The 18,597-nt window shown below is 66.6% G+C and carries 19 protein-coding genes and 2 pseudogenes; 10 read left to right on the plus strand and 11 right to left on the minus strand.

Annotated elements, in window-relative coordinates:
* The first annotated feature begins 66 nt into the window (after positions 1 to 66).
* Positions 67 to 463, plus strand: a pseudogene (locus ABZ420_RS33640) (transposase).
* A gap of 76 nt (positions 464 to 539) precedes the next feature.
* On the opposite strand, the gene ABZ420_RS33645 reads toward ABZ420_RS33640, so the two are convergent.
* The gene (locus ABZ420_RS33645; protein ID WP_357131507.1) at positions 540 to 1,199 is read right to left on the minus strand and encodes a TetR family transcriptional regulator; all 660 of its coding nucleotides are present in this window, start codon (positions 1,197 to 1,199) and stop codon (positions 540 to 542) included.
* A gap of 212 nt (positions 1,200 to 1,411) precedes the next feature.
* On the opposite strand from ABZ420_RS33645, the gene ABZ420_RS33650 reads away from it, so the two are divergent.
* The 3 genes from ABZ420_RS33650 to ABZ420_RS33660 all read left to right on the plus strand — a co-directional run bounded on the left by ABZ420_RS33650 (position 1,412) and on the right by ABZ420_RS33660 (position 4,061).
* Entirely contained in the window at positions 1,412 to 2,278 is an 867-nt protein-coding gene (locus ABZ420_RS33650) for a flavin reductase (protein WP_357131510.1), read from the plus strand.
* Between the two features lie 257 nt (positions 2,279 to 2,535).
* On the plus strand, positions 2,536 to 3,522 hold the full coding sequence (locus ABZ420_RS33655) for an oxidoreductase (protein ID WP_357131513.1): 987 nt from the start codon (positions 2,536 to 2,538) through the stop codon (positions 3,520 to 3,522).
* Positions 3,523 to 3,626: 104 nt separating this feature from the next.
* A complete protein-coding gene (locus ABZ420_RS33660) occupies positions 3,627 to 4,061 on the plus strand; it encodes an SRPBCC family protein (RefSeq protein WP_357131515.1) in 435 nt (144 codons plus the stop codon).
* A gap of 479 nt (positions 4,062 to 4,540) precedes the next feature.
* Here ABZ420_RS33660 and ABZ420_RS33665 read toward each other — a convergent pair whose 3' ends face one another.
* Complete coding sequence (locus tag ABZ420_RS33665; protein ID WP_357131518.1) at positions 4,541 to 4,960, minus strand: hypothetical protein; 420 nt, start codon at positions 4,958 to 4,960, stop codon at positions 4,541 to 4,543.
* 772 nt (positions 4,961 to 5,732) lie between these two features.
* Between ABZ420_RS33665 and ABZ420_RS33670 the strand changes: the two genes are divergently transcribed.
* Complete coding sequence (locus ABZ420_RS33670; protein WP_357131521.1) at positions 5,733 to 8,471, plus strand: AAA family ATPase; 2,739 nt, start codon at positions 5,733 to 5,735, stop codon at positions 8,469 to 8,471.
* A 214-nt stretch (positions 8,472 to 8,685) separates the two neighbouring features.
* Here the strand turns inward: ABZ420_RS33670 and ABZ420_RS33675 are convergent, their stop codons facing one another.
* The 5 genes from ABZ420_RS33675 to ABZ420_RS33695 form a co-directional block, all read right to left on the minus strand.
* The gene (locus ABZ420_RS33675; RefSeq protein ID WP_357131524.1) at positions 8,686 to 9,645 is read right to left on the minus strand and encodes an alpha/beta hydrolase; all 960 of its coding nucleotides are present in this window, start codon (positions 9,643 to 9,645) and stop codon (positions 8,686 to 8,688) included.
* 108 nt (positions 9,646 to 9,753) lie between these two features.
* Positions 9,754 to 10,839 carry an SDR family NAD(P)-dependent oxidoreductase gene (locus tag ABZ420_RS33680; protein ID WP_357131527.1) on the minus strand — a complete coding sequence of 362 codons (1,086 nt, stop codon included), beginning with the start codon at positions 10,837 to 10,839 and terminating at the stop codon, positions 9,754 to 9,756.
* Complete coding sequence (locus ABZ420_RS33685; protein ID WP_357131530.1) at positions 10,836 to 11,432, minus strand: type 1 glutamine amidotransferase domain-containing protein; 597 nt, start codon at positions 11,430 to 11,432, stop codon at positions 10,836 to 10,838. The genes ABZ420_RS33680 and ABZ420_RS33685 overlap by 4 nt, the downstream gene beginning before the upstream one ends.
* A gap of 121 nt (positions 11,433 to 11,553) precedes the next feature.
* On the minus strand, positions 11,554 to 12,030 hold the full coding sequence (locus ABZ420_RS33690) for a GFA family protein (protein WP_357131533.1): 477 nt from the start codon (positions 12,028 to 12,030) through the stop codon (positions 11,554 to 11,556).
* Between the two features lie 341 nt (positions 12,031 to 12,371).
* Positions 12,372 to 12,734, minus strand: a complete 363-nt coding sequence (locus ABZ420_RS33695) for an aldo/keto reductase (protein WP_357131536.1) — start codon at positions 12,732 to 12,734, stop codon at positions 12,372 to 12,374.
* 42 nt (positions 12,735 to 12,776) lie between these two features.
* Between ABZ420_RS33695 and ABZ420_RS33700 the strand changes: the two genes are divergently transcribed.
* Positions 12,777 to 13,133, plus strand: coding sequence for a metalloregulator ArsR/SmtB family transcription factor (locus tag ABZ420_RS33700; protein ID WP_357131538.1), 357 nt, complete (start codon positions 12,777 to 12,779; stop codon positions 13,131 to 13,133).
* A 4-nt stretch (positions 13,134 to 13,137) separates the two neighbouring features.
* Here the strand turns inward: ABZ420_RS33700 and ABZ420_RS33705 are convergent, their stop codons facing one another.
* Together ABZ420_RS33705 and ABZ420_RS33710 are read right to left on the minus strand one after the other, a co-directional pair.
* Complete coding sequence (locus ABZ420_RS33705; RefSeq protein WP_357131541.1) at positions 13,138 to 13,488, minus strand: UBP-type zinc finger domain-containing protein; 351 nt, start codon at positions 13,486 to 13,488, stop codon at positions 13,138 to 13,140.
* 136 nt (positions 13,489 to 13,624) lie between these two features.
* On the minus strand, positions 13,625 to 14,221 hold the full coding sequence (locus tag ABZ420_RS33710; protein WP_357131544.1) for an NAD(P)-binding domain-containing protein: 597 nt from the start codon (positions 14,219 to 14,221) through the stop codon (positions 13,625 to 13,627).
* A 335-nt stretch (positions 14,222 to 14,556) separates the two neighbouring features.
* Between ABZ420_RS33710 and ABZ420_RS33715 the strand changes: the two genes are divergently transcribed.
* Positions 14,557 to 15,066, plus strand: a complete 510-nt coding sequence (locus tag ABZ420_RS33715; protein WP_357131547.1) for an NAD(P)H-binding protein — start codon at positions 14,557 to 14,559, stop codon at positions 15,064 to 15,066.
* 366 nt (positions 15,067 to 15,432) lie between these two features.
* On the opposite strand, the gene ABZ420_RS33720 is transcribed toward ABZ420_RS33715, so the two are convergent.
* Positions 15,433 to 15,975 carry an integrase core domain-containing protein gene (locus tag ABZ420_RS33720; RefSeq protein ID WP_357131549.1) on the minus strand — a complete coding sequence of 181 codons (543 nt, stop codon included), beginning with the start codon at positions 15,973 to 15,975 and terminating at the stop codon, positions 15,433 to 15,435.
* Between the two features lie 218 nt (positions 15,976 to 16,193).
* On the opposite strand from ABZ420_RS33720, the gene ABZ420_RS33725 reads away from it, so the two are divergent.
* The 3 genes from ABZ420_RS33725 (at position 16,194) to ABZ420_RS33735 (ending at position 17,989) form a co-directional block, all read left to right on the plus strand.
* Positions 16,194 to 16,547, plus strand: coding sequence for an HIT family protein (locus ABZ420_RS33725; protein ID WP_357131552.1), 354 nt, complete (start codon positions 16,194 to 16,196; stop codon positions 16,545 to 16,547).
* Positions 16,548 to 16,922: 375 nt separating this feature from the next.
* The gene (locus tag ABZ420_RS33730; RefSeq protein WP_357131555.1) at positions 16,923 to 17,048 is read left to right on the plus strand and encodes a hypothetical protein; all 126 of its coding nucleotides are present in this window, start codon (positions 16,923 to 16,925) and stop codon (positions 17,046 to 17,048) included.
* Between the two features lie 746 nt (positions 17,049 to 17,794).
* Complete coding sequence (locus ABZ420_RS33735; protein ID WP_357131561.1) at positions 17,795 to 17,989, plus strand: hypothetical protein; 195 nt, start codon at positions 17,795 to 17,797, stop codon at positions 17,987 to 17,989.
* Between the two features lie 10 nt (positions 17,990 to 17,999).
* On the opposite strand, the pseudogene ABZ420_RS33740 reads toward ABZ420_RS33735, so the two are convergent.
* Positions 18,000 to 18,098 (minus strand): annotated as a pseudogene (locus ABZ420_RS33740) (sigma factor-like helix-turn-helix DNA-binding protein); the annotation flags it as partial.
* Positions 18,099 to 18,597: the final 499 nt, after the last annotated feature.

Raw genomic sequence — 18,597 nt, forward strand, 5'->3', positions numbered from 1 at the left:
TGATCCGGTGTGTCTGTTGGCTTGCCGCGCAGTGTCTTTGAGGCTCTCGCTGCGGTTGATGAGGGGGTGACCGATGCGTTGTCGGCAAGGGCGGATCCGTTGATCCCGGTGCGGAAGCGGCTGTTTCGGCATCCGGGGCGGCGGCGAGTCGCTGACCGTGCGATGTTGGAGGGGGTCTTGTTCGTGGCCTGTTCCGGTATCGGCTGGAACCAGTGGCCGACCCCGCTGTTCGGGGCCTGGGGCGCGACGTGCTGGCGGCGGTTGGCGGAATCACCCCGGTCATCGCCCGGCGCGGCGACGCCCACGGCTCTCGATTGGGTACCGTCCGCTGGCCGGTGGAACGCAGCTTCGCATGGCTGCACGCCTTCAACGCCTACGCATCCGCTACGAACGCCGCGCCGACATTCACCAAGCCCTACGCAGCCTCGCCTGCGCCGTCATATGCCTCCGCAACTCATTCTGAACTGAACCCTTAGCCGGGACGGACTGGCAGGGTGGAATAGCGCGCATCCTTCCTGATACCGATTGACCGGAGGGGTTCAACTCTGGCGGCCGAACACTGTTTCCCACGCGGCTTCCATGCCGCAGTCCGGATCGAGTTCGGCTGCCGAGCGAAACGCCGACGCCGCCATCTCTATCATCCAGTTGACCAGGGAGGGCACTTCGAACGGTTCGCCGTTCTCGAGCCAGAACACGGTGGCCTCGTCGATCGCGCTGACGACCGCACGCCCGGCCATACGCAGCGCGGGGTGCTGCATATCAACTCCGACCAACTCACCGATGTTGCCCAGCGCACTCCAGCGGCCGGCTTCGAATATCGCCCACGCCTGCGGATCCGCCCCGCGGCCGCTCAAGACAAGACGCAGGGCTAAGCCGCGGTGCTCGGCGAGGTAACGCAAGTGAGATGCCAAGGCTCCTCGGATTTGATCGAGAGGAGGCAAGCCCGGCTGAAACGCAAAGGCTTCGTTCATCTGCTCTGCCGCATAGCGAACGGCTTCCGAATAGATACCGCGCTTATTGCCGAAGTAGTGGAATAGCAAGCCGTGCGCAACGCCCGCTGCCTTGGCGATATCGGCGACTGCGACAGCTTCGTAGCTGCGGTCGGAGAACAGTTGGATTGCGGCGTCGACGAGACGTTGCCTGGTCTCGGCGGCCTGCGCTGCTCGGGTTGTGGTTCGGCCCGGTGCCGACGCGGCCATTGGCATCCTCTCCTCCCACACGCTGTATCGCTCCACTGATTGTGGGTTACGGACTCCGACTATACCTACTGATTGCAAGTCATTGACTGCCAGTCAGTCATGTGGTTATGGTGTGGGCCACACGCGACGCCGACCGGGTTCAGAGAACCTCGGTTCGCGAGGAGTTGGCGTTGACGGTGGCGTCGTCGCCCGGATCGAAGGAAGGAACTGCGATGGTGCACAGCGAGATGGCGGCCTCCAGCGCACAAGCCGCGGTGATGGGCGGAACGGGCGGCTTGAAGGTCTTCAGGCATCCGGCGATGCTGGCCAATGCCGAACACCTCGGCTACACCCCCCGCCAGTTCACATTGATCAGCGCGCTCGAGGGGGCTGGTGCAGCGAGTTCGATCGCCGGGCTGTGGCAGGCGCTGGGTACCGCGGTAGCGACGGGACGGGCACAGTTGTCGTTGCAGGCGGTTGTGGCGCACTCGCGGGAGGGGGCCTCGATCGTTAAGGCAGTAGCTGCTGGATTGTGCGGGCTCGGCTGTCGCCGCGATCGCCCTGACGGTGACGCGGTGACCGCGGTTGGAAAGCCGGCGGGCGCCCCGGTGGTGCAATGGTCTACCGCCGAGGATCCCACGCAGCTCAAACAAGCCTTCGGCCGTTTTCCCAGTGGCGTCGCGGCGGTCTGCGCCGACGTCGAACCACAGGCGACGGGGTTGCTGGTGAGCTCGTTCACCTCGGTATCGCTGGACCCGCCGCTGGTCTCGATCTGCATCCAACACGGTTCGCGCACGTGGGCCAGCCTGCGCACCGTCGAAAATCTCGGTGTCAGCCTTCTCGGGGACACCCACGAAGAACTGTGCCGACAGTTCAGCGCTCCACCCTCGCAGCGCTTGGCGGGTATCGAGATAACCCGAATGCCACGGGGCGCGGTGCTCCTACCGGAAGCGACCGCCTGGTTTGTGTGCTCAGTGTACGACGAACTCCCGGCAGGCGATCACACGATCGTGCTCCTACACATCGAAAAGCTCAGTACTCACATGGCATCCGCACCGCTGATCTTCCACGGCTCCCGGTTCCACCGACTGAGCGCTTAAGTCCCCTCTATCCCTATCCCTACCTCATCGAGTTCTGGAGACACGCCATGACATCGCTACAGACACCGCCCACCGACACCGCCGAAGCCGTACTCGACCGAGTGCGGGACTTGCTTCCGCTGATCCGACAGCACTCAGCAGACAACGATCGCGAGCGCCGAGTCGCTGCCGAGGTCATCGAAGCACTCACCCAAGCGGGAGCGTTTCGCATCGCGGCACCGCGCAGGCACGGTGGCCTAGAAGCCGGTCTGCGGACGATGCTCGATCTGTCCGCGATCATCGCGGAGGCCGACGGCGGAACCTCCTGGGTGACGACGCTGTCCAATGTCAACGCGTGGGCCATGGGTCTATATCCTCGCAAGGCCGCCGATGAAATCTACGCCAACGGCCCGGACGTCATACTCGGCGGCGTCGTCTCGCCCGGTGGCACCGCCAAAAAAGTAACCGGCGGCTATCGAATCACCGGCGAATGGCCCTACGCCTCGGCGAGCTTGCACGCTCATTGGACCAGCGGTGGCGTGTGGGTGCTGGATGAGGACGGCGAAGAAGAAGACCAGGCTATGGCACTCATGCCGAGCGCGGACGTCCAGATCAAAGACACCTGGTATGTCGCGGGAATGCGGGCATCAGGCAGCAACACCATTGTCGCCGAGGACGTTTTCGTGCCCGATCACCGGCTGATATCGATGCTGCCGGTGACTTCGGGCACCTACATGGCTGAACACCCAGATTCCGCGTTCTACCGGTCCGCGTTCGGGCCCATGCTGGTACTGGTGCTGGTCGGCCCTCAACTCGGCCTGGGGCGGGCCGCATTGAATCTGACGATCAACAAGGCCGCGGGTAAAGCTCTCGCCTACACCAACATCGAGCGGCAAGCCGAGTCCGTCGCGTTCCAACTGTTGGTCGCCGAGGCCGCGGCGAAGATCGACACCGCACACCTGCACGCCTACCGCGCCGCTGACGACGTTCGCCGGTACGCCGAGGAGGGGGTGCTACCAGACTTCGAAGCCCGCGCCAGGATGCGCGCCGATTCCGCCGTTGCCCTGCGCAGCATCAACGAGGCGATCAACACGCTACTCAATGCCGCCGGCGCGGGAAGTTTCGCGGAAGTCAATCCGATGCAACGCATTTGGCGTGACTCCAACGTCGGTGCGCGGCACGCGGTGATGCTGCCCCAGGTCTCGATGGAAACCTACGGTAAGGCACTACTCGGCCAGCGCGATCACATCACCGCAATCCTCTGACCCAACCGGCCCGAGGCCGCGTCCGGAAACGCCGCCGCAATGCAAATGCCCAGCGCCCCAGACGCATATCCGACCTGTAACAGCATTCGCTCAGGAAGATTACTATGCCCGAGATCACCACCTCACGAGACATCGACACGTCCCAGGACAAAGTGTGGGCGACGATCTCAGACCCCAGTCGATTCCAGGATTGGAACACCCTGCACACCCGTTGGGCGGACGGACCGCCGACCACACTGGCAGCCGGCGTGCGCATGACCGAAGTCGTCACGATCAAGGGCATCGTCGACACCATCGATTTCGTGACCGACGACTACCAACCCCCACGACTGATATCGCTGTCCGGTTCGGGCAGCACGGGGTCGAGCGTGAAACTCCACTTCACTGTCGAGCCCCGCGGAATCGACGGCTGCACCGTCACCTTGCACATCTCGTTCAACAGCTCGATGCTGTTCGGCCCGATGGGCAAGCTCATCGGACGCGCATTCGGCAAGCAACTCGATGCCTCACTGGCCAAACTATCCGCCATCGTCAGTTAACAGCGCCCCACTCGGGTCCGATTCCAGAACCACCACGCGGCCTACCAGCTCAGCATTCACTGGCCTGCGGCGTCGATCCTCACGGGTTGGGGCCACTTTGAGCCATCCCGAAGCCGGGGTTTCGGGCGTCTGTGCGGAGAACAGGCGCCCGACCTCATGAGAAGCGCGCCTGGCGCTCTCTACCCGGTTCAGTCTTGACTGTGGATGGTGGAGACAACACCGCCTGCCGAGGATTGAGTCGGCCGTCGGCGCTGGAGTCCAGATAATGCACATCCGCTACTCACGATACCGATCTGACCGGGAACGACGTCATCGCGTAAGGCACCTTCGGCGGCACCGGCTGGCCCACCTGACGGTTTGTACGGTTCGGGGACTCCGTGCTCGTCGAGGATGAAAGGAACGGGCGAGCGGGAAGCAATGTTGCGGTTGCCGGGCGCGTTTGATCTCGTGCTAGGGCGGGAGGGCACTGGGGCCGCTAGTCAGTCCGGGACCGGCAGTCCGCCGAAGTCCAGGCTCGTCACCAGAAGGCACAACGGCGCACCTACCGCAACAGCGTTGACTAGGTAGATTAGGCTTGGTCGCTGCGGCTGACCGTTCCCGGCCCTCAACAACGGCAACTGCGGCCCGTTGTCGCGGTCGCACTCCTGGCCACCGCCATCTCCCTGCCCACGCCGGACGCCGCCGAACTTCTCGGCGGCGTCGCCGACAATTACCAGATCACCCGGATCCTGCGCCTTCTCGCCGACAGCGGTCACTGGGAAGCCATCCGCGCGGCCCTGACCATCGCCTTCGACTACCTCGCCGCGGTCGACACCGCGGTCGACTACCAGCGCCGCCGCGGCCTTGACTACACCGGCCTGCTGCCCGATCACGACTGGCAACGCATCTGCCGCGCCCACGGCACACCCACAATCGGGGTCAGCGGCACCGCCATACGAGTCCGCTGCTGGCTGTTCGAGCGACTCAGTGGCCTGCCCGCGGACACCTTCACCCAGGGGAGTGTCGGAATAGAGGTTGGGGATGGAAGGGTTGTGAGTCGCGATCGCGTGCTCATGCCTGGTGAGCAGGGGCCGCTTATGAGGGGAACTGGCATTGCAATTGGTTTCCGTGGAGTCTTGTTGCAGGAGGCCGACGCCGCGTCGGCCTGGTTGGTGTTCACCACGAGCTGTCGGGCCACACGAGAGCAGCAGCACTCCAGCTACCAGTCAATTCACAGGAGTCCTGCATCATCGTGTCGACACTGCAACCTACGCTTTCGCCGACACCGGTCCTGTGCTCGCTCGCCGTGGTGGTCTCGGTCATCGCCGCTGGCAACGTCTCCGTGCTGATGATGACCGTCGTTCTCCACACGGCCATCGTCGGCGGGGCTGCCGCAGGGCCGCGCGCACCTGGCGAGTTATACGGCGGTTACGGTAGTGAGCATGGCAAACTACCCGCACCAGAGTATTCGCGGTGTCCGAGGCGCGCCCGGTAGGCGCGGGCTAGACGGTGCGCTGGTGCGGCGGACCCCGGTCGATGTCGGGGCGCAGGGGTGTCAGCTCGACGCGGTGGCGCTCCCGCGCGTCGAGTGCACTACTGTGTTCCGCGCTCGGCGCGGTCACCGAACTGAAAGAGCATCCGGGGCGAAACGTGTTTGCGCCCCTCGGCCGGTGCGGTCGAGGCGGTGTTGACGTGATCGGTCGTGGCCGGGAGCTCGACCGGCTCGAACAGCTCGCACAGACGGTGGCGACCGGCGGTGCGGTCGTGGTGATCACCGGTGATCCCGGGATCGGCAAGACGCGGCTGGTGGATGAGTTCGCGGTGTGGGCCCGCGGGAACGGGTTCGGTGAGTTGCGGTGCACGGGACTGGACACCGAGTCGCATGTCGGGTTCGCGGCCCTGCATGAGCTCATCTACCCGGTGCTCGACCAGGTCGCCTCGTTGCCGGTGCGCCAGCGCGAGGCGTTGCTGACCGCGTTCGGTATGGCCGAGCAGCCCGCGGCCGAGGGGTTGTTGATCAGTCTGGCCGTGCTCGGGCTGCTGGAGGAGGTGGCCTCGCGGCAGCCGCTGCTGGTGGTGGTCGAGGACATGCATTGGCTGGACCGCTCGACCGCGGAGGTGGTCCGGTTCCTGGCCCGGCGCCTGAGCGCGGCGCCGATCATGGTGGTGGTCACCGCGCGCACCGACGAGGCCGATGAGGAGCCGCTGCGGTCGCTGCCGGGTGTGTGGATGGAGTTGGGGCCGCTGTCGGAGGCGGAGGCGACAGCGGTCCTCGACGAGGTGGCCGGTGACCTGCCTCAGGCGGCGCGGATACGGATCCTGCAGGAGGCCGCCGGTAATCCGTTGGCGTTGCAGGAGATTCCGGTCGCGGTGCGTGCGCGGGAGATGGCCGCCGAACTTCCGTTGGCGCCGCTGGTGCCCACGACTCGGCGATTGGAACAGGCGTTCCTCGCTCAGGCGCGTGCGTTGCCGGCGGCCAGTCAGCAGTTGCTGCTGCTGGCTGCCGGGGGTGGGGAGCTGACGTTGGCGGATCTGCTGACCGCCGCGCGGCGGATGGGGTTGAGCCCGGCGGATCTGGATCCGCTCGAGCAGCGCGGGTTGGTGCGGGTGCGCGGTGACAGGGTGCGGTTGCGTCATCCGCTGCTGCGTTCGGCGTTGGGTGGGGTGGTGTCGTCGACCCAACGCTCGCAGGTACACAGTGTGCTCGCCTCGGTGGCTCAGGATCCGATCCGGGCGGCCTGGCATCGCGCCATCGCCGCCTACGAACGTGACGAGACCGTCGCCAGCGAGTTGGAAGCCGCGGGCCTGGCCGCGGCGCAGCGCGGAGCGCTGGCCGAGGCGGCGCGGGTGCTGCGGCGCGCCGCGGCGTTGACGCCGGAAGCGGCGCCGCGCGCGCAGAGGTTGTCGACGGCGGCCGAGCTGGCCCGGCAGGCGGGCATGACCACCGAAGCCGTCGATGCGCTGCGCGAGGCCAAACCCCTTGCGACACAACCGAAGGTGCTGGTCGAGCTGGCCAGCACCGAGATCGTCAACAGCCTCATGTCGGGATCGGCGCCGCCGAGCGAAGCCGCCTTGGTGTCCTTGTCGCGTCGGCTCGCCGGGCCCGGAGGCACCGACAACCGCAGCGAGCGGATCGCGCTGCTGTGGGCGACAGCGGTGCGGATCACGTTGCGTCCAGGTAGCCACACTCACGCCCAGGCGGCTGTCGCCGAGCTGGCCGGGATCGATCCGGACCTGACCGACCCGATGCAGGTGATCGGGCTCGCCGTGCTGGACCCTCTCGGCTACGCCGCACAGTTGCGGTCACGGTTGCAGGCGCTGCTGCCCCCGACCCTGACCGATCCGCGCGTGCTGCTGAGCCTCGGCCTGGCCGCCGAAGCGATGCAGGATCTGCCCACCGCGCACGCGGCGCTGGCGGCTGGGCGCGCCCATCTCGACCGCACCGGCGCTGCGGGCGACGAAAGCCATCTGCTGGCATGGCTGGCCTGCCAGCGCGTGCTGGCCGGGTCGCTGGCCGAAGGGGTCGCCGACGCGGCGATGGCCGAACGCATGGCGGTCGATCTCGGGTTGCCTGCGGTCGCGGCGGCAGCCGCCGCCTCCGGCGCGCTCGGGCTGGCCTGGCGCGGGCAACACGACGAAGTCACCGAGGTGCTCACCCGGATCCGACACAACACCGACGACGCGTTGTGGGCCTCGACCACCGCGCGCGCGGCCTGGGCCGGCGGGCACGTCGCCCTGCAGAAACGCAGCTACCGGCAGGCGTGGCTCGAGCTCGGCGGCGTTCACGCCGACCGGACCACCGCATTGTGGGCGCTGGGCGACTTCGTCGAAGCGGCACTGCGGTCGGGCAAACGCGACCTCGCCCGCCAAGCCCTCGACGACGCCGCGCGCGACGCCGCGGTGCTGGGCTCACCGGACCTGGACATGCTCGTGCAGCGCGGCTGGGCTTTGCTGGCCGACGACGACAAGGCCGACGCGTACTTCCACGCCGCGCTCGACCGTGGCCGCGCCGCGGTGACGCTACTGGAAATTGCCCGCACCCAACTGGACTACGGCCGCTGGCTGCGCCGCGAACGTCGGGTGGCCGCCGCTCGCGAACAGCTCGCTGCGGCGCTGCACACCTTCGAAGAACTCGGCGCCGCAGCGTGGGCCGACCACGCCGCCATCGAGCTGCGCGCCGCCGGTGTCGCGCCCACGCGTCGGAGGCCCGCATCCTCGTTGTCGGACGCGAACGCATTGACCCCACAGGAACTGCAGATCACCCGGCTCGCCGCGCAAGGACTGACCAACAAGGAGATCGCCGACCGGCTCTACCTGTCTCACCGAACAGTCGGCGCGCACCTGTACAGGGTGTTCCCCAAGCTGGGCATTACCGGCCGAGCGCAGTTGCGTGACGCCATTGCCGAGTTGGGGCCGGAGCCGGGCCCCTAACCTCGCCTGAAGGACGGCGCCGTTCAGGCGAGGCTCGAAGCGCGGGTACCAGGCAACCGACACGAGGCGGCCCCGGGCGCAAATGTGGAGGGTTGCGGCGCGCCGCCGACTGATCGCGGTCGACCTGCTGCGATACGGCACGGGCCGCCCCGGGCACCTCAGCGAGCGGCCTGATATGTCGGCGGCTCCGGTCGGTGAGCCACCTGTCGGTGGGTCAGGCGGTGCCGAGGACTCCGGAGAGGAATCCGATGCCCTGGGTGATGGCGGCTTGGGCAGCGCGGGTGCCGCGCAGGGGGTTGAGCCCGACGAAGTCGTGCACGATGCCCTGGTAGCGGACCGCGGTGACCGGGACGCCGGCTTCGCGCAGTTTGGCCGCGTAGGCTTCGCCCTCGTCGCGCAGGACGTCGGCCTCACCGACGATTACCAGCGCTTCGGGCAGACCGGCGAGGTCTTCGAGCGTCGCGCGCAGTGGCGAGGCGGTGATTTCCGCGCGCTGGGCGGGGTCGGTCGTGTACTGGTCCCAGAACCATTGCATCCCCTCGCGGGCCAGGAAGTAGCCCGTAGCGAACTGCTTGTAGGAGCCGGTGTCGAAATTCGCGTCCGTGACCGGATAGAACAGCAGCTGTCCGGCGAAGGTGATACCGCGGCGCTGTTTGGCCAGGAGGGTGGTGACCGCGGCCATGTTGCCGCCGACGGAGTCACCGGCCACCGCGACACGGCTGGTGTCGAGGCTCTGCTCGGCGCCGTGGGTGCGGATCCATTCGGCCACCGTGTAGATCTGTTCGATCGCGGTTGGGTACTTGGCCTCCGGCGCCAGGCTGTAGTCGGGGAACACCACGGCGGCGCCGGTGCCCGCGGCGAGTTCGCGGACGAGGCGGTCGTGGGTTCGGGGTCCGCCGAAGACCCAGCCCAGTCCATGAATGTAGAGGATGACCGGCAGGTCACCTGTCGCGCCGGTCGGTCGCACGATGCGCACGGGCACGGTACCGGTCGGGCCGCCGGGAATGGTCAGGTCGGAGATGTCGGCGTCGGCGACCGGCCCGGGATCGGCCTGAACACTGTCGACGATCTTGCGGCCCTCTTCGGGAGAGAGCTGGAACAGGAACGGTGGCGTGGAGTTGGCGGCGGCGAACGCCTGAGCGGCCGGTTCCAGGACAGGCTTGATGTCGGTCATCGGTGGTCTCTTTCTCGGTGCATGGCAACCCGCTGTGGGCTCGAAACAACCCTGTAGCACCGGGGTCACGCGAGCATCTGTCATGTGGCTGTGTTTTCGACCCGGTACTCAGCCGCCACGAGGGCCACCGGTGACCAGGGCCGCCGAACCTGGAGCCGCCCGGTGCCAACGATGGTTTCTCGCTTTATCGACGTCGGTTCGGGGCGTGGTCCGCGCTCTGACGCGCCAGATCTTCCGATCGCGCAGAGCGCGGTCGGCGTAGTCCCACAGGCGCTCGGCGGCGTCGGGGTCCACCGCGTGGGCAGCGACGCCGACGTTGTGACCCTCCGTTTCCTGGATCGTTTCGGCTTCCTGGTTGTCCTCGAAGTAGCGACCGGACACTCCAGCGACCAGAGGGGAGGCGACCAACAGCACCGATGTCGCGGCACCCTGCTCGGGGGTCTTGAAGAAGTCCTGCTCGATCCGGTTGCCGGTCTCATCCATCGCGCCCATGGCCCGCAGCGTGGCGTCGTCCAAGTGACGCTGGAGATTCGTCGTGATCCAGCCGGGCATGAGCGCATTGGCTGTGATGCCGTCGTCCGCCCACCGCCGGGATGCGGCGACGGCGAGAAGGACGTCCGCGGTCTTGGATTGCGCGTAGGCCGCCCAGCGGTCGTACGGCCGCACCTCGAAGTGCGGGTCGTCGAACACGAACGGCGACCGCAGGTGCGCAGTCGAGCTGACCACAGCGATCCGGGCCTGGGCGGCGGACGCGAGCGCGTCGTGCAGCCCGGAGGCCAGGGCGAAGTGACCCAGGAAGTTGGTCGCCAGCTGCAGCTCCCAGCCCCCGGGGGTCAGCTCGCGTGTGGGGATCGCCATGATCCCGGCGTTCGCGACCAAGCCGTCGAGCGGACCTTCCCACCCGGACGAAAAGCTTTGCACCGAGGCCAGGTCGGCCAGGTCGAGCGACACCGCGGTGACGGTGCCTCGCGCGTCGCGACTCGAGACCTCATCCACGAACGCTTGGGCTCGGGAGGTGTCACGGACCCCGATGACTACATCGGCGCCGGCGCCGGCCAAAGCGCGGACGGTCTCCGCGCCAATGCCGGAGCCCCCTCCGGTCACCACGTAACGTCGACCACCGAGGTCGACGCCGTCGACCACGTCCCGGGCGGTGGCCCGTGCGCCGAACGGCGTCGTGACGAGGGCGCTCATGAACGATCTCCAGCCGACTCGAGGTTGAGGCGCTCGAAGATGCGGCGCATCTCCAGCGGCATGTCGCCAGGCTTGCGGGACGTGATGAACTGACCGTCCTCCACGACCGGCTCGTCCTGGTACACGCCGCCGGCGGCGCGGACCTCGTCGGCCACCTCGCGCCACGAGGTCATGCACCGTCCGCTCACGAGGCCGGCAGTCACAAGGACCTGCGGGCCGTGGCACACCGCGCCTATCAGGCGACCGGTGTCGGCGAACTCATTGACGAACGCGATCGCGTCGGCGTCCTGTCGCACCTCAGCGGGGGCGAGGCCGCCGGGGATGAACAGCGCGTCGTAGTCCTGCGCGTCTGCGTCCTTTACGGGGGTCACGCCGGTTGAAAGGGCAAGACCCTTGTAGCCGGTGATTTTCTCACCGCTGGGGGTCAGCACGTCGACCTCGTAGCCCTCTTCGACGAACCGGTAGTACGGGTAGAAGAACTCGACGTCCTCGACCTGGTCGGCCGTCAGAATCGCCACTCGACCGCGGGATGTCGTCTCGCTCCCAATGGCTGCTCTGTTGTCCGCCACGTGCGGATCACGGGTGATGGGCACCTGCCACTTCCTTTCGTTCCTCATCTACAACGTTTGATACTCATCAAACAATTCCAGCGGTCACAGGGCTTGCGCCGCGAGCATCTGTCGCGCCAGCCTCGTGCCGCGCCAAGCACTACACTCAGCCGCAACCCCCCGGCATACGCCCCTCTGCGATTCGCGCTTCGACGATCTCGGGATCCGCGTCGGGACGAGCCCAGTACTGCGGCACGTCGAGCGCGTTGGTCCAGGAGATGCGGTGCGCCGTGAAAATCTCCATCATCGGCGACGCGATTCGTTCGGGCTGGTCCACGGTGCCGAGCATCACGAACATCTTGCCCGGGAATCCCGAGAGCTTCTCGTTGAAGAGTCGGGCACCGCAATCAGGACAAAAGGACCGCTCGAGGGTGTTTCCGCTGTCGGCCACGTAGGCGTAGGAACGCGGGCTGCCGCCGAGGAGGGTGAAGTCGTCCACGGCGATCCTGAAGTAGGAGGCCATGACGGCACCCGAGGACCTCTGACAGTCCTTGCAGTAGCAATTCGCGATGAAGTCGGGTGCGTCGTTAAATTCGTATGTGATGGCGCCGCACTCGCAGCGTCCGGTGAACTTGTCTGACATGTCCTGCTCCTTCGAGTTGATATCGATGCCACACCGAGGCGCACCAGAGCCGGCCTAAGCTCACTGCGAGCAAGACGCGGGCGTCCCCCGATGGGACCTGTCCAGCGTGACGGTGCAGCAGGGACCGGGCATCCGGCATTTGACTGCGCCTTTCTGCGAAGGGTTTCTTCCCGTGGACGCGTGGCGTGGCGGCGGTGGAGGTAAGAGCGACCAAGGATTGGTCGTGGCCGACTTCAAAGCGCACGGTCCACTTGGCCGCACTCGTGTCAGCAGGCGCGGGCGGTTGAGTACGCCACCACGTCAGCCTGATCACCACACCGGTCGACCGGCGATCACCACACCTAGGCGTTCATGCGCGCCAGCCCGGCTACGGTGTCACGCTCGCCGGTGATCCCGGTCTCGGGGACGGCTCGATCGAGTGCCTCGAAGTCGTCGGCGGTGAGTTCGAGGCCGGTCGCGGCGGCGTTCTCGTCGAGACGGGCGCGGCGGCGTGTACCCGGGATGGGGACGACGCCTTGGGCTTGAACCCATGCCAGCGCGATCTGGGCGGGGGTGGCGCCCTGCGCGGTGGCCAGGCGGCGGACTCGACGATGCGCAGGTTGGCCGCGATCACCTCGACCTGGTCCGCGGTCAGGATGGAGATGCGGCCCTTGTGTGGATGTCCGACCGGATCGCGGCGCGGTTGTCCTATACAGGACGATCAATAGTTTGACTCATGTAAAACGATATTCGCTATAGTTTTATACATGTCAAACAGTGAGTGGAGTGGGTGGGGTGACAAGTCCCCGGCCTTCCCCGAACCGGCCCCCGAGCAGATCGAGCTGGTCGCGGTGCTGAAGGCGCTGGCCGATCCGGTGCGGCTGCAGATGCTGCGGGTGCTCGCCGACGGTCGCTATCACTCGTGCGCGGTGGCGGAGTACGGCCTCGACATCCACAAGTCCACGCTGTCGTATCACTTCAAGACGCTGCGAGAAGCCGGGATCACCGCCACCCGGGTGCGGGGGCGAGAGCACGCGGTGCAGCTGCGCCGTGCCGATCTCGACATCCGCTACGCGGGTCTGCTCGACACCGTGCTCGCCGCTGCGACTGCCGACCATCGTTGAGGCCCTACTGGTGCAGGTGCGCGGGCCAATCGGTGGGCACCCGACCAGCCGGGCCCGGCGCACTCTGCTCGACAGGACGGTGCTCGGGCGGGGCCAGCGTGGGCCCGCTCTCGTAAAGGACGTCCTGGCTGTAGTCGTAGAACCATTCCTCGCCCGGCTCGAAACTGCGCGCCAGTTGGTGCCCGGTGGCGGCGGCGTGGGCGCTGGCGTGCTGGTGGGGAGAGGAGTCGCAGCAGCCGACGTGGCCGCAGGCCGCGCAGCGGCGCAGATGAAACCACCAGCCTTTGGGGTCGATGGCCTCGCAGTCGGCGCACCCGGTGCCGCTGGGCACCACGGTCGGGTCGATTCCTTGCATCCGATAACTCCTTCAGTGTGCTCGCCACTGTCCGGCGCGAGCAGGTCAACCCTCGGCACGCGCCGCTACCAGGGCCTGCGTGATCCGGCCCAGCCTGTCGGCGCGCTCGAGCCCAGGGCGCGGTGTCGGTGGGTCGTTACTGCGGGGTCAGCCGCAGCAGGTCCTGCCCGATCAGGGGGCCTGCCGGGACCTGGTAGAGGCGACCGCCCTCGGCCAGCCCGCCCAGGTCGATCGGCGCGAACCCGAGATCGGCGAGCAGCGCGGTGAACATCTTTTTGGCCTCGGCGTCGTTCCCGGACACGAACAACACGCGGTTGCCGTCCGCGCGCCGAGGATCTTGCGCCAGAGTCGCGGCGTAGAAGTGGTTGAACGCCTTGATCACGCGCGCGCCCGGGGCGCGGCGCGCCACGGCCTCGCTGGAGGTTTCCGCGTCCGGCGCCGGCGGTGTGGTGGTGTACAGGTTGGTTGCGTCCACCAGCACCCGGCCATCCCAGTCGCCCACCCCGTCGAGGGCCTCAGCGGTCCGGTCACCCGGCACGGCGAGAACGACGAGTTCGGCAGCGGTCGCTGCGTCCCGGGTGCCCGCCCGTGCCCCGGTGCCGAGCTCGGCGACGGTCTCGGTCAGTGTTTCCGCGCCCCGACTATTGCTCAGCACTACCTCGTGCCCGCCGGCGAGCAGTCGCGTGGCCACTGCCGTGCCGATCGCCCCGGCACCCACAATTCCGATCAACATCTCATGCTCTCCTTCGTCTCTGTGGATGTCGAGCATCGTGACTGAACCCGCAGACAGGACACATCGGTCACCTGACTTAACTGCACATCCGCACCACGAGCGGCGCCTGCGCACGGCCGCGCCGCAGAGCCCGCCGCGTGCCACCCTGGGTCCGCACAAGCCGGGGAAGGCGCTGCATGAAAGCATGCTTCCGCGCTGCGCCCGAATCGCCGCTCACACAGCTGCACTCACGTAACCGATGCGCACACCCCATATGAGCCACATGCTGGTTGCAAACCCTCCGCGATGAGGCGAGAAGAATTCATCGATCGGCGGATCGGAAAGAACACAACCACATGACAGTCTTGGTGACCGGAGCCTCCGGCACACTGGGCCAGCCACTGCTCACGCGGCTCTCGCAAGACGGCACCTCTACCCGAGCCGTGGTACATCGCCCGCAAAGCGCCGCCGCCGTGAAAGAACTTGCCCTCCCAGGCGTGGACGTCATCGCCACTGATCTAACCGACGAAGCCGCCACCGCGAAGCTGCTCGACGGTATCGACGCGGTGTTTCTGGTGACCGCCAACGTCGACAACCAGCTCGCTCAAGAGAAGTCGGTCATCCGGGCAGCAGCCGCGCAGGACGTGCGGCGGTTGGTCAAAATCAGTGTCGGCGGAGCTGCCCCGGACGCGCCGCTGACAATTGCGCGCGTTCACTACGCCGCCGAGCAAGAACTGGCCGCCAGCGGCCTGACCCACACCATCCTGCGCCCCGCATTCTTCATGAACAACTTGTTGCAATACATCCCCTGGATCGAGCCGTCCGGACAGCTTCGCCTCCCCTGGGCCAAGGCGCCATGGCCATGATCGACGCCCGCGACATCGCCGACGTCGTCGCCGCCGAACTCCGAAATACCACACCAGCCGACCACGACCTGACACTCACCGGACCGGAAGACCTCACCGTCGCCCAAGCACTGAGCCGCATCGCCGCTATCACCGGCACGCCACTGCACTACACCGACGGCACCAAAGAGCAATTCCTGCACCGCTACCTCACCGACGGCAACCCACCGCAATACGCCGACGACATCGCCACCCTCTACGACACCGTCCTACGCGCCGGCTACGGCGCGGGCACCACCAACATCGTCCAGGAAATAACCGGACGACCTGACCAGTCCCCGATGACGAGACCACTCGGGATTAGAGTCCGGGTTGTTTCGTCCAGATTCAGTTGGTCCCGCAGGCCAGCGGGTGGTGGGTGTGGGTGCAGGCCGCAGCGTACTCGGCCGGTGTCAGGTAGCCCAGCGCCGAATGACGGTGGCGTCGGTTGTGGTCGGTTTTGAAGTCGCCGATGACCACGCGGGCCTCGAGCAGGCTGGTCCAGTGGTTGCGGTTGAGGCACTCGGTCCGCAATCGGCGGTTGAAGGATTCGATGAAGCCGTTGTTCCAGGGCGTGCCCGGCGGGATGTAGCAGATCCCGACCCGGTCCGCGCAGAACCGTCGCAGGGCAGTCGAAATCATTTCCGGTCCGTTGTCCATTCGCAGCACTCGTGGTGGGCCGTCGGCCGCGGCAAACGCCTTCTCCGACTCGGTGACGAGCCGGTCGGCGGTGATTGATCGTTCCACGATGTGCAGCAGCGATACGCGGGTGTGCTCGTCGATCATCGACGCGATCTTCACCGCTCGACCGTCCACCCTCGAGTCGAACTGGAAGTCCAACGCCCACACCACTTTCGGCGCATCGGCCTCCACTTGCAGTGTCGAGGACACCCCGGCCCGCCCACTCTTGCGCGTCGAACAGCACCTCGCCTGGAAGTCCCGTCGCTTCCTCGAGCGCGCCCGGGTAGACGCGGTCGTAGGCGCGGTTGACACCGGTCTTAGCGCCCAAAGTTGTGAGAAGGACGGGATATTTGCAGCTAAGAACGTGGAGGACGTGTTCGCGACGTTGAGCTGAGCCGGGTCGATGCCTCACCCGTAGGGTTGTTGGCATGGATGAGCCGGATTGGTATTGCGCTGAGGTGATTCCGCGTCTGATCGATGTGGAAGTCCTGGCCGAGACGGCGCATGTGCTGGCATTCCGCCCGCCGATTCCTGGGTTCGGAACCGATCATGTGATCGTTGTGCCGAAGCAACATGTGCGGTCGCTGCTGGAGCTGGATCCAGTTCTGGGGGCTCATTTGTTGGAGGTGGTCCAGGACGTGGCGCGGCGCATCGTCGACGAGCATGGCGGCTGTCAGGTTCTAACCACTCTGGGCAACGAACAACACAATCGCCATCTCCATGTGCATATCGCCGTCGGAGCCGGTGTCGCGCGGTTCGTCCCTCGCGATGTGGCTTCCTAGTCGCGGTGCAAACTGATCACAGTGACGTTGCGTTCTCGTTCGCGTTTGACGTTGGCGCGTGAAACGTCGAGCGGTCGTCGCAGCGACATCTTCTCCGTTGTCGCCCGGGTCAGATTCACGTTCAGCGTGGCGAGGAGATCGCGGAGTTGTGAGGTTGCCCCGGTCTTCCGGACACCAATGGTGAGGCGAGATACTCGCCTCCGAAAGGAGTCTGGATGCCACCAGCACACCCGCCGGAGTTCCGTCTGCGCGATCGAGTTGGCCCGCAGTAGCGACCGGCCGATCGGTCAGGTCGCGAAGGGCTTGGGGATCTCGGAGTCATGTCTACGGAGCTGGCTCCGAAGAGCCGGCATCGATGAAGGCGCACGCGACGGTGTGACCAGCTCCGAGCGCAAGGAGCTCGTCGAGTTGCGGCGAAGGACTCGACAACTCGAACTGGAGAACGAGGTGCTGCGTAAGGCGGCGGCCTACTTCGCGCGGGAGAACGTCCTCCCAAAATAGTGTTCCCGGTGGTCGCGCAACTGACCGAAGCCGGCATCGCGGTCACGGTGTCACGGGCGTGTGCTGCGGTTGTCGACCTCCGGGTACTACGAATGGAAACACCGTGGTGAGTCCGCGCGGGCTTGCGCTGATCGTGAACTCACCACCCCGATCATCGACATCTACACCGCGTCACGCGGTACCTACGTGCTCCGCGGGTGCATGCCGAACTACGGCTCGGTCAGCGGATGCGAGTGGGTCGCAAACGTGTGGCCCGGCAGATGCGCAGCGTTGGGCTGGCACCGCAACTGCGGGCGGTACTCGGTACCGAGGCCGCCGACCGGGTGCTGGCCGACCCGGCATGGCCGAAAGTCGTGGCCGCCATCGACCGCGCCGCCGAATCCGGGTGGACACCTCGCGAATTGCTCGAAGTCGCCAGCGAACTGCTCCGTCGGCGGCCGCACCGACCACGACCACGACCGGCTGCGGCCCGACCAGTTCGCCACCGCATTGGCCTGGCGCATCGACGCCCTCACCCGCGCCGTCCCCGCCTACCCCGACCCGCCACTGCCCACCGAACCGCCCGACCTCGACGAGCACCCGGCCACCGAACCCGACATCCCCCTGGTCCCCGACCACATCGCCGCAACCCTGTCCGTGCCCTCGGAGGCCACCATGGACGACAACCCACCACCCCGGCCAGCGACCGACCCCACCGCCGCGCATCCCCAGACAGCCCACCACCAGGTACGGCCTCCCCCGCCCCTGTGCCGCTGGCCGGGCAGATCCGCGCGGACGCGAGCCTGTTCAAGGCCGGACACGTCAGCTCCGCGGCCGAAGCCATCGCCCGGCTCACCGAAGCCGCCAGCCCGCTGGAACGCGACACCCTCCAACGGGTCGAGGAAACCCTGCGCCGCTACGCCTTCCGTAGCCCGACCGATCGAGGTGACACTCGTCGCTGATTGAGACTCCGAGGCGTTCGGCGTTTCGGGTTTGGGTCAGTGATTCGAAGAACCGCACGATTAGCACCTGCCGTTGCTGGTCAGGAAGCGCCGCGATCAGCGGCTGCACCGCAAGGGCGTCTTCGGTCAACCGATCTGTCAGTCCGGGTTGTGACAGCCGTTTCCGATCGACTCGGAGCCGTCGCCGCAGGCAGGCGTGTTACCGACCGATAGGTGTGGGTAGTCGGGGGTGGTGCACGTTGCGCCGACCCGATGCTGTCACACGCCGAGGGGACGAGATGCGCATGAGCACGCCGGATACCTCTACTTTGCTGGCGCAGCTGCGCGCTGTGCTGTGTGCGTCGGCGGTCATGCCCATAGCTTTGCTTGCCGCGCATCGCTCGGGCGGTGGCCGTCCTCATGCGGGTCCCGGGCGAGGAGAAGTGCCCGAGACCGCGCAGATAGTAGACGTCGCGGCTCCTCCACACCCACCTCTACCGAAGTTCCGGCATGAGGAACACCTCACCAGCGGAGAAAAAGCTTCACTCCAGGATGTAGACATCCTGTGAAGTCCGGTATACAGTCGCTCGCGTTGGAGATGAAGAGTCTGGTTGGCCGGGCAGGTGAAC

This window comes from Nocardia sp. NPDC005745 (assembly GCF_040630775.1).
Taxonomy (GTDB): domain Bacteria; phylum Actinomycetota; class Actinomycetes; order Mycobacteriales; family Mycobacteriaceae; genus Nocardia.

Excerpts from the sequence above, each read along its gene's own strand:
- ABZ420_RS33645 (WP_357131507.1), bottom strand. The coding sequence starts at position 1,199 with ATGGCCGCGTCGGCACCGGGCCGAACCACAACCCGAGCAGCGCAGGCC.
- ABZ420_RS33650 (WP_357131510.1), top strand. The coding sequence starts at position 1,412 with ATGGTGCACAGCGAGATGGCGGCCTCCAGCGCACAAGCCGCGGTGATG.
- ABZ420_RS33655 (WP_357131513.1), top strand. The coding sequence starts at position 2,536 with ATGCTCGATCTGTCCGCGATCATCGCGGAGGCCGACGGCGGAACCTCC.
- ABZ420_RS33660 (WP_357131515.1), top strand. The coding sequence starts at position 3,627 with ATGCCCGAGATCACCACCTCACGAGACATCGACACGTCCCAGGACAAA.
- ABZ420_RS33675 (WP_357131524.1), bottom strand. The coding sequence starts at position 9,645 with ATGACCGACATCAAGCCTGTCCTGGAACCGGCCGCTCAGGCGTTCGCC.
- ABZ420_RS33680 (WP_357131527.1), bottom strand. The coding sequence starts at position 10,839 with ATGAGCGCCCTCGTCACGACGCCGTTCGGCGCACGGGCCACCGCCCGG.
- ABZ420_RS33690 (WP_357131533.1), bottom strand. The coding sequence starts at position 12,030 with ATGTCAGACAAGTTCACCGGACGCTGCGAGTGCGGCGCCATCACATAC.
- ABZ420_RS33700 (WP_357131538.1), top strand. The coding sequence starts at position 12,777 with ATGTCAAACAGTGAGTGGAGTGGGTGGGGTGACAAGTCCCCGGCCTTC.
- ABZ420_RS33705 (WP_357131541.1), bottom strand. The coding sequence starts at position 13,488 with ATGCAAGGAATCGACCCGACCGTGGTGCCCAGCGGCACCGGGTGCGCC.
- ABZ420_RS33710 (WP_357131544.1), bottom strand. The coding sequence starts at position 14,221 with ATGTTGATCGGAATTGTGGGTGCCGGGGCGATCGGCACGGCAGTGGCC.
- ABZ420_RS33715 (WP_357131547.1), top strand. The coding sequence starts at position 14,557 with ATGACAGTCTTGGTGACCGGAGCCTCCGGCACACTGGGCCAGCCACTG.
- ABZ420_RS33725 (WP_357131552.1), top strand. The coding sequence starts at position 16,194 with ATGGATGAGCCGGATTGGTATTGCGCTGAGGTGATTCCGCGTCTGATC.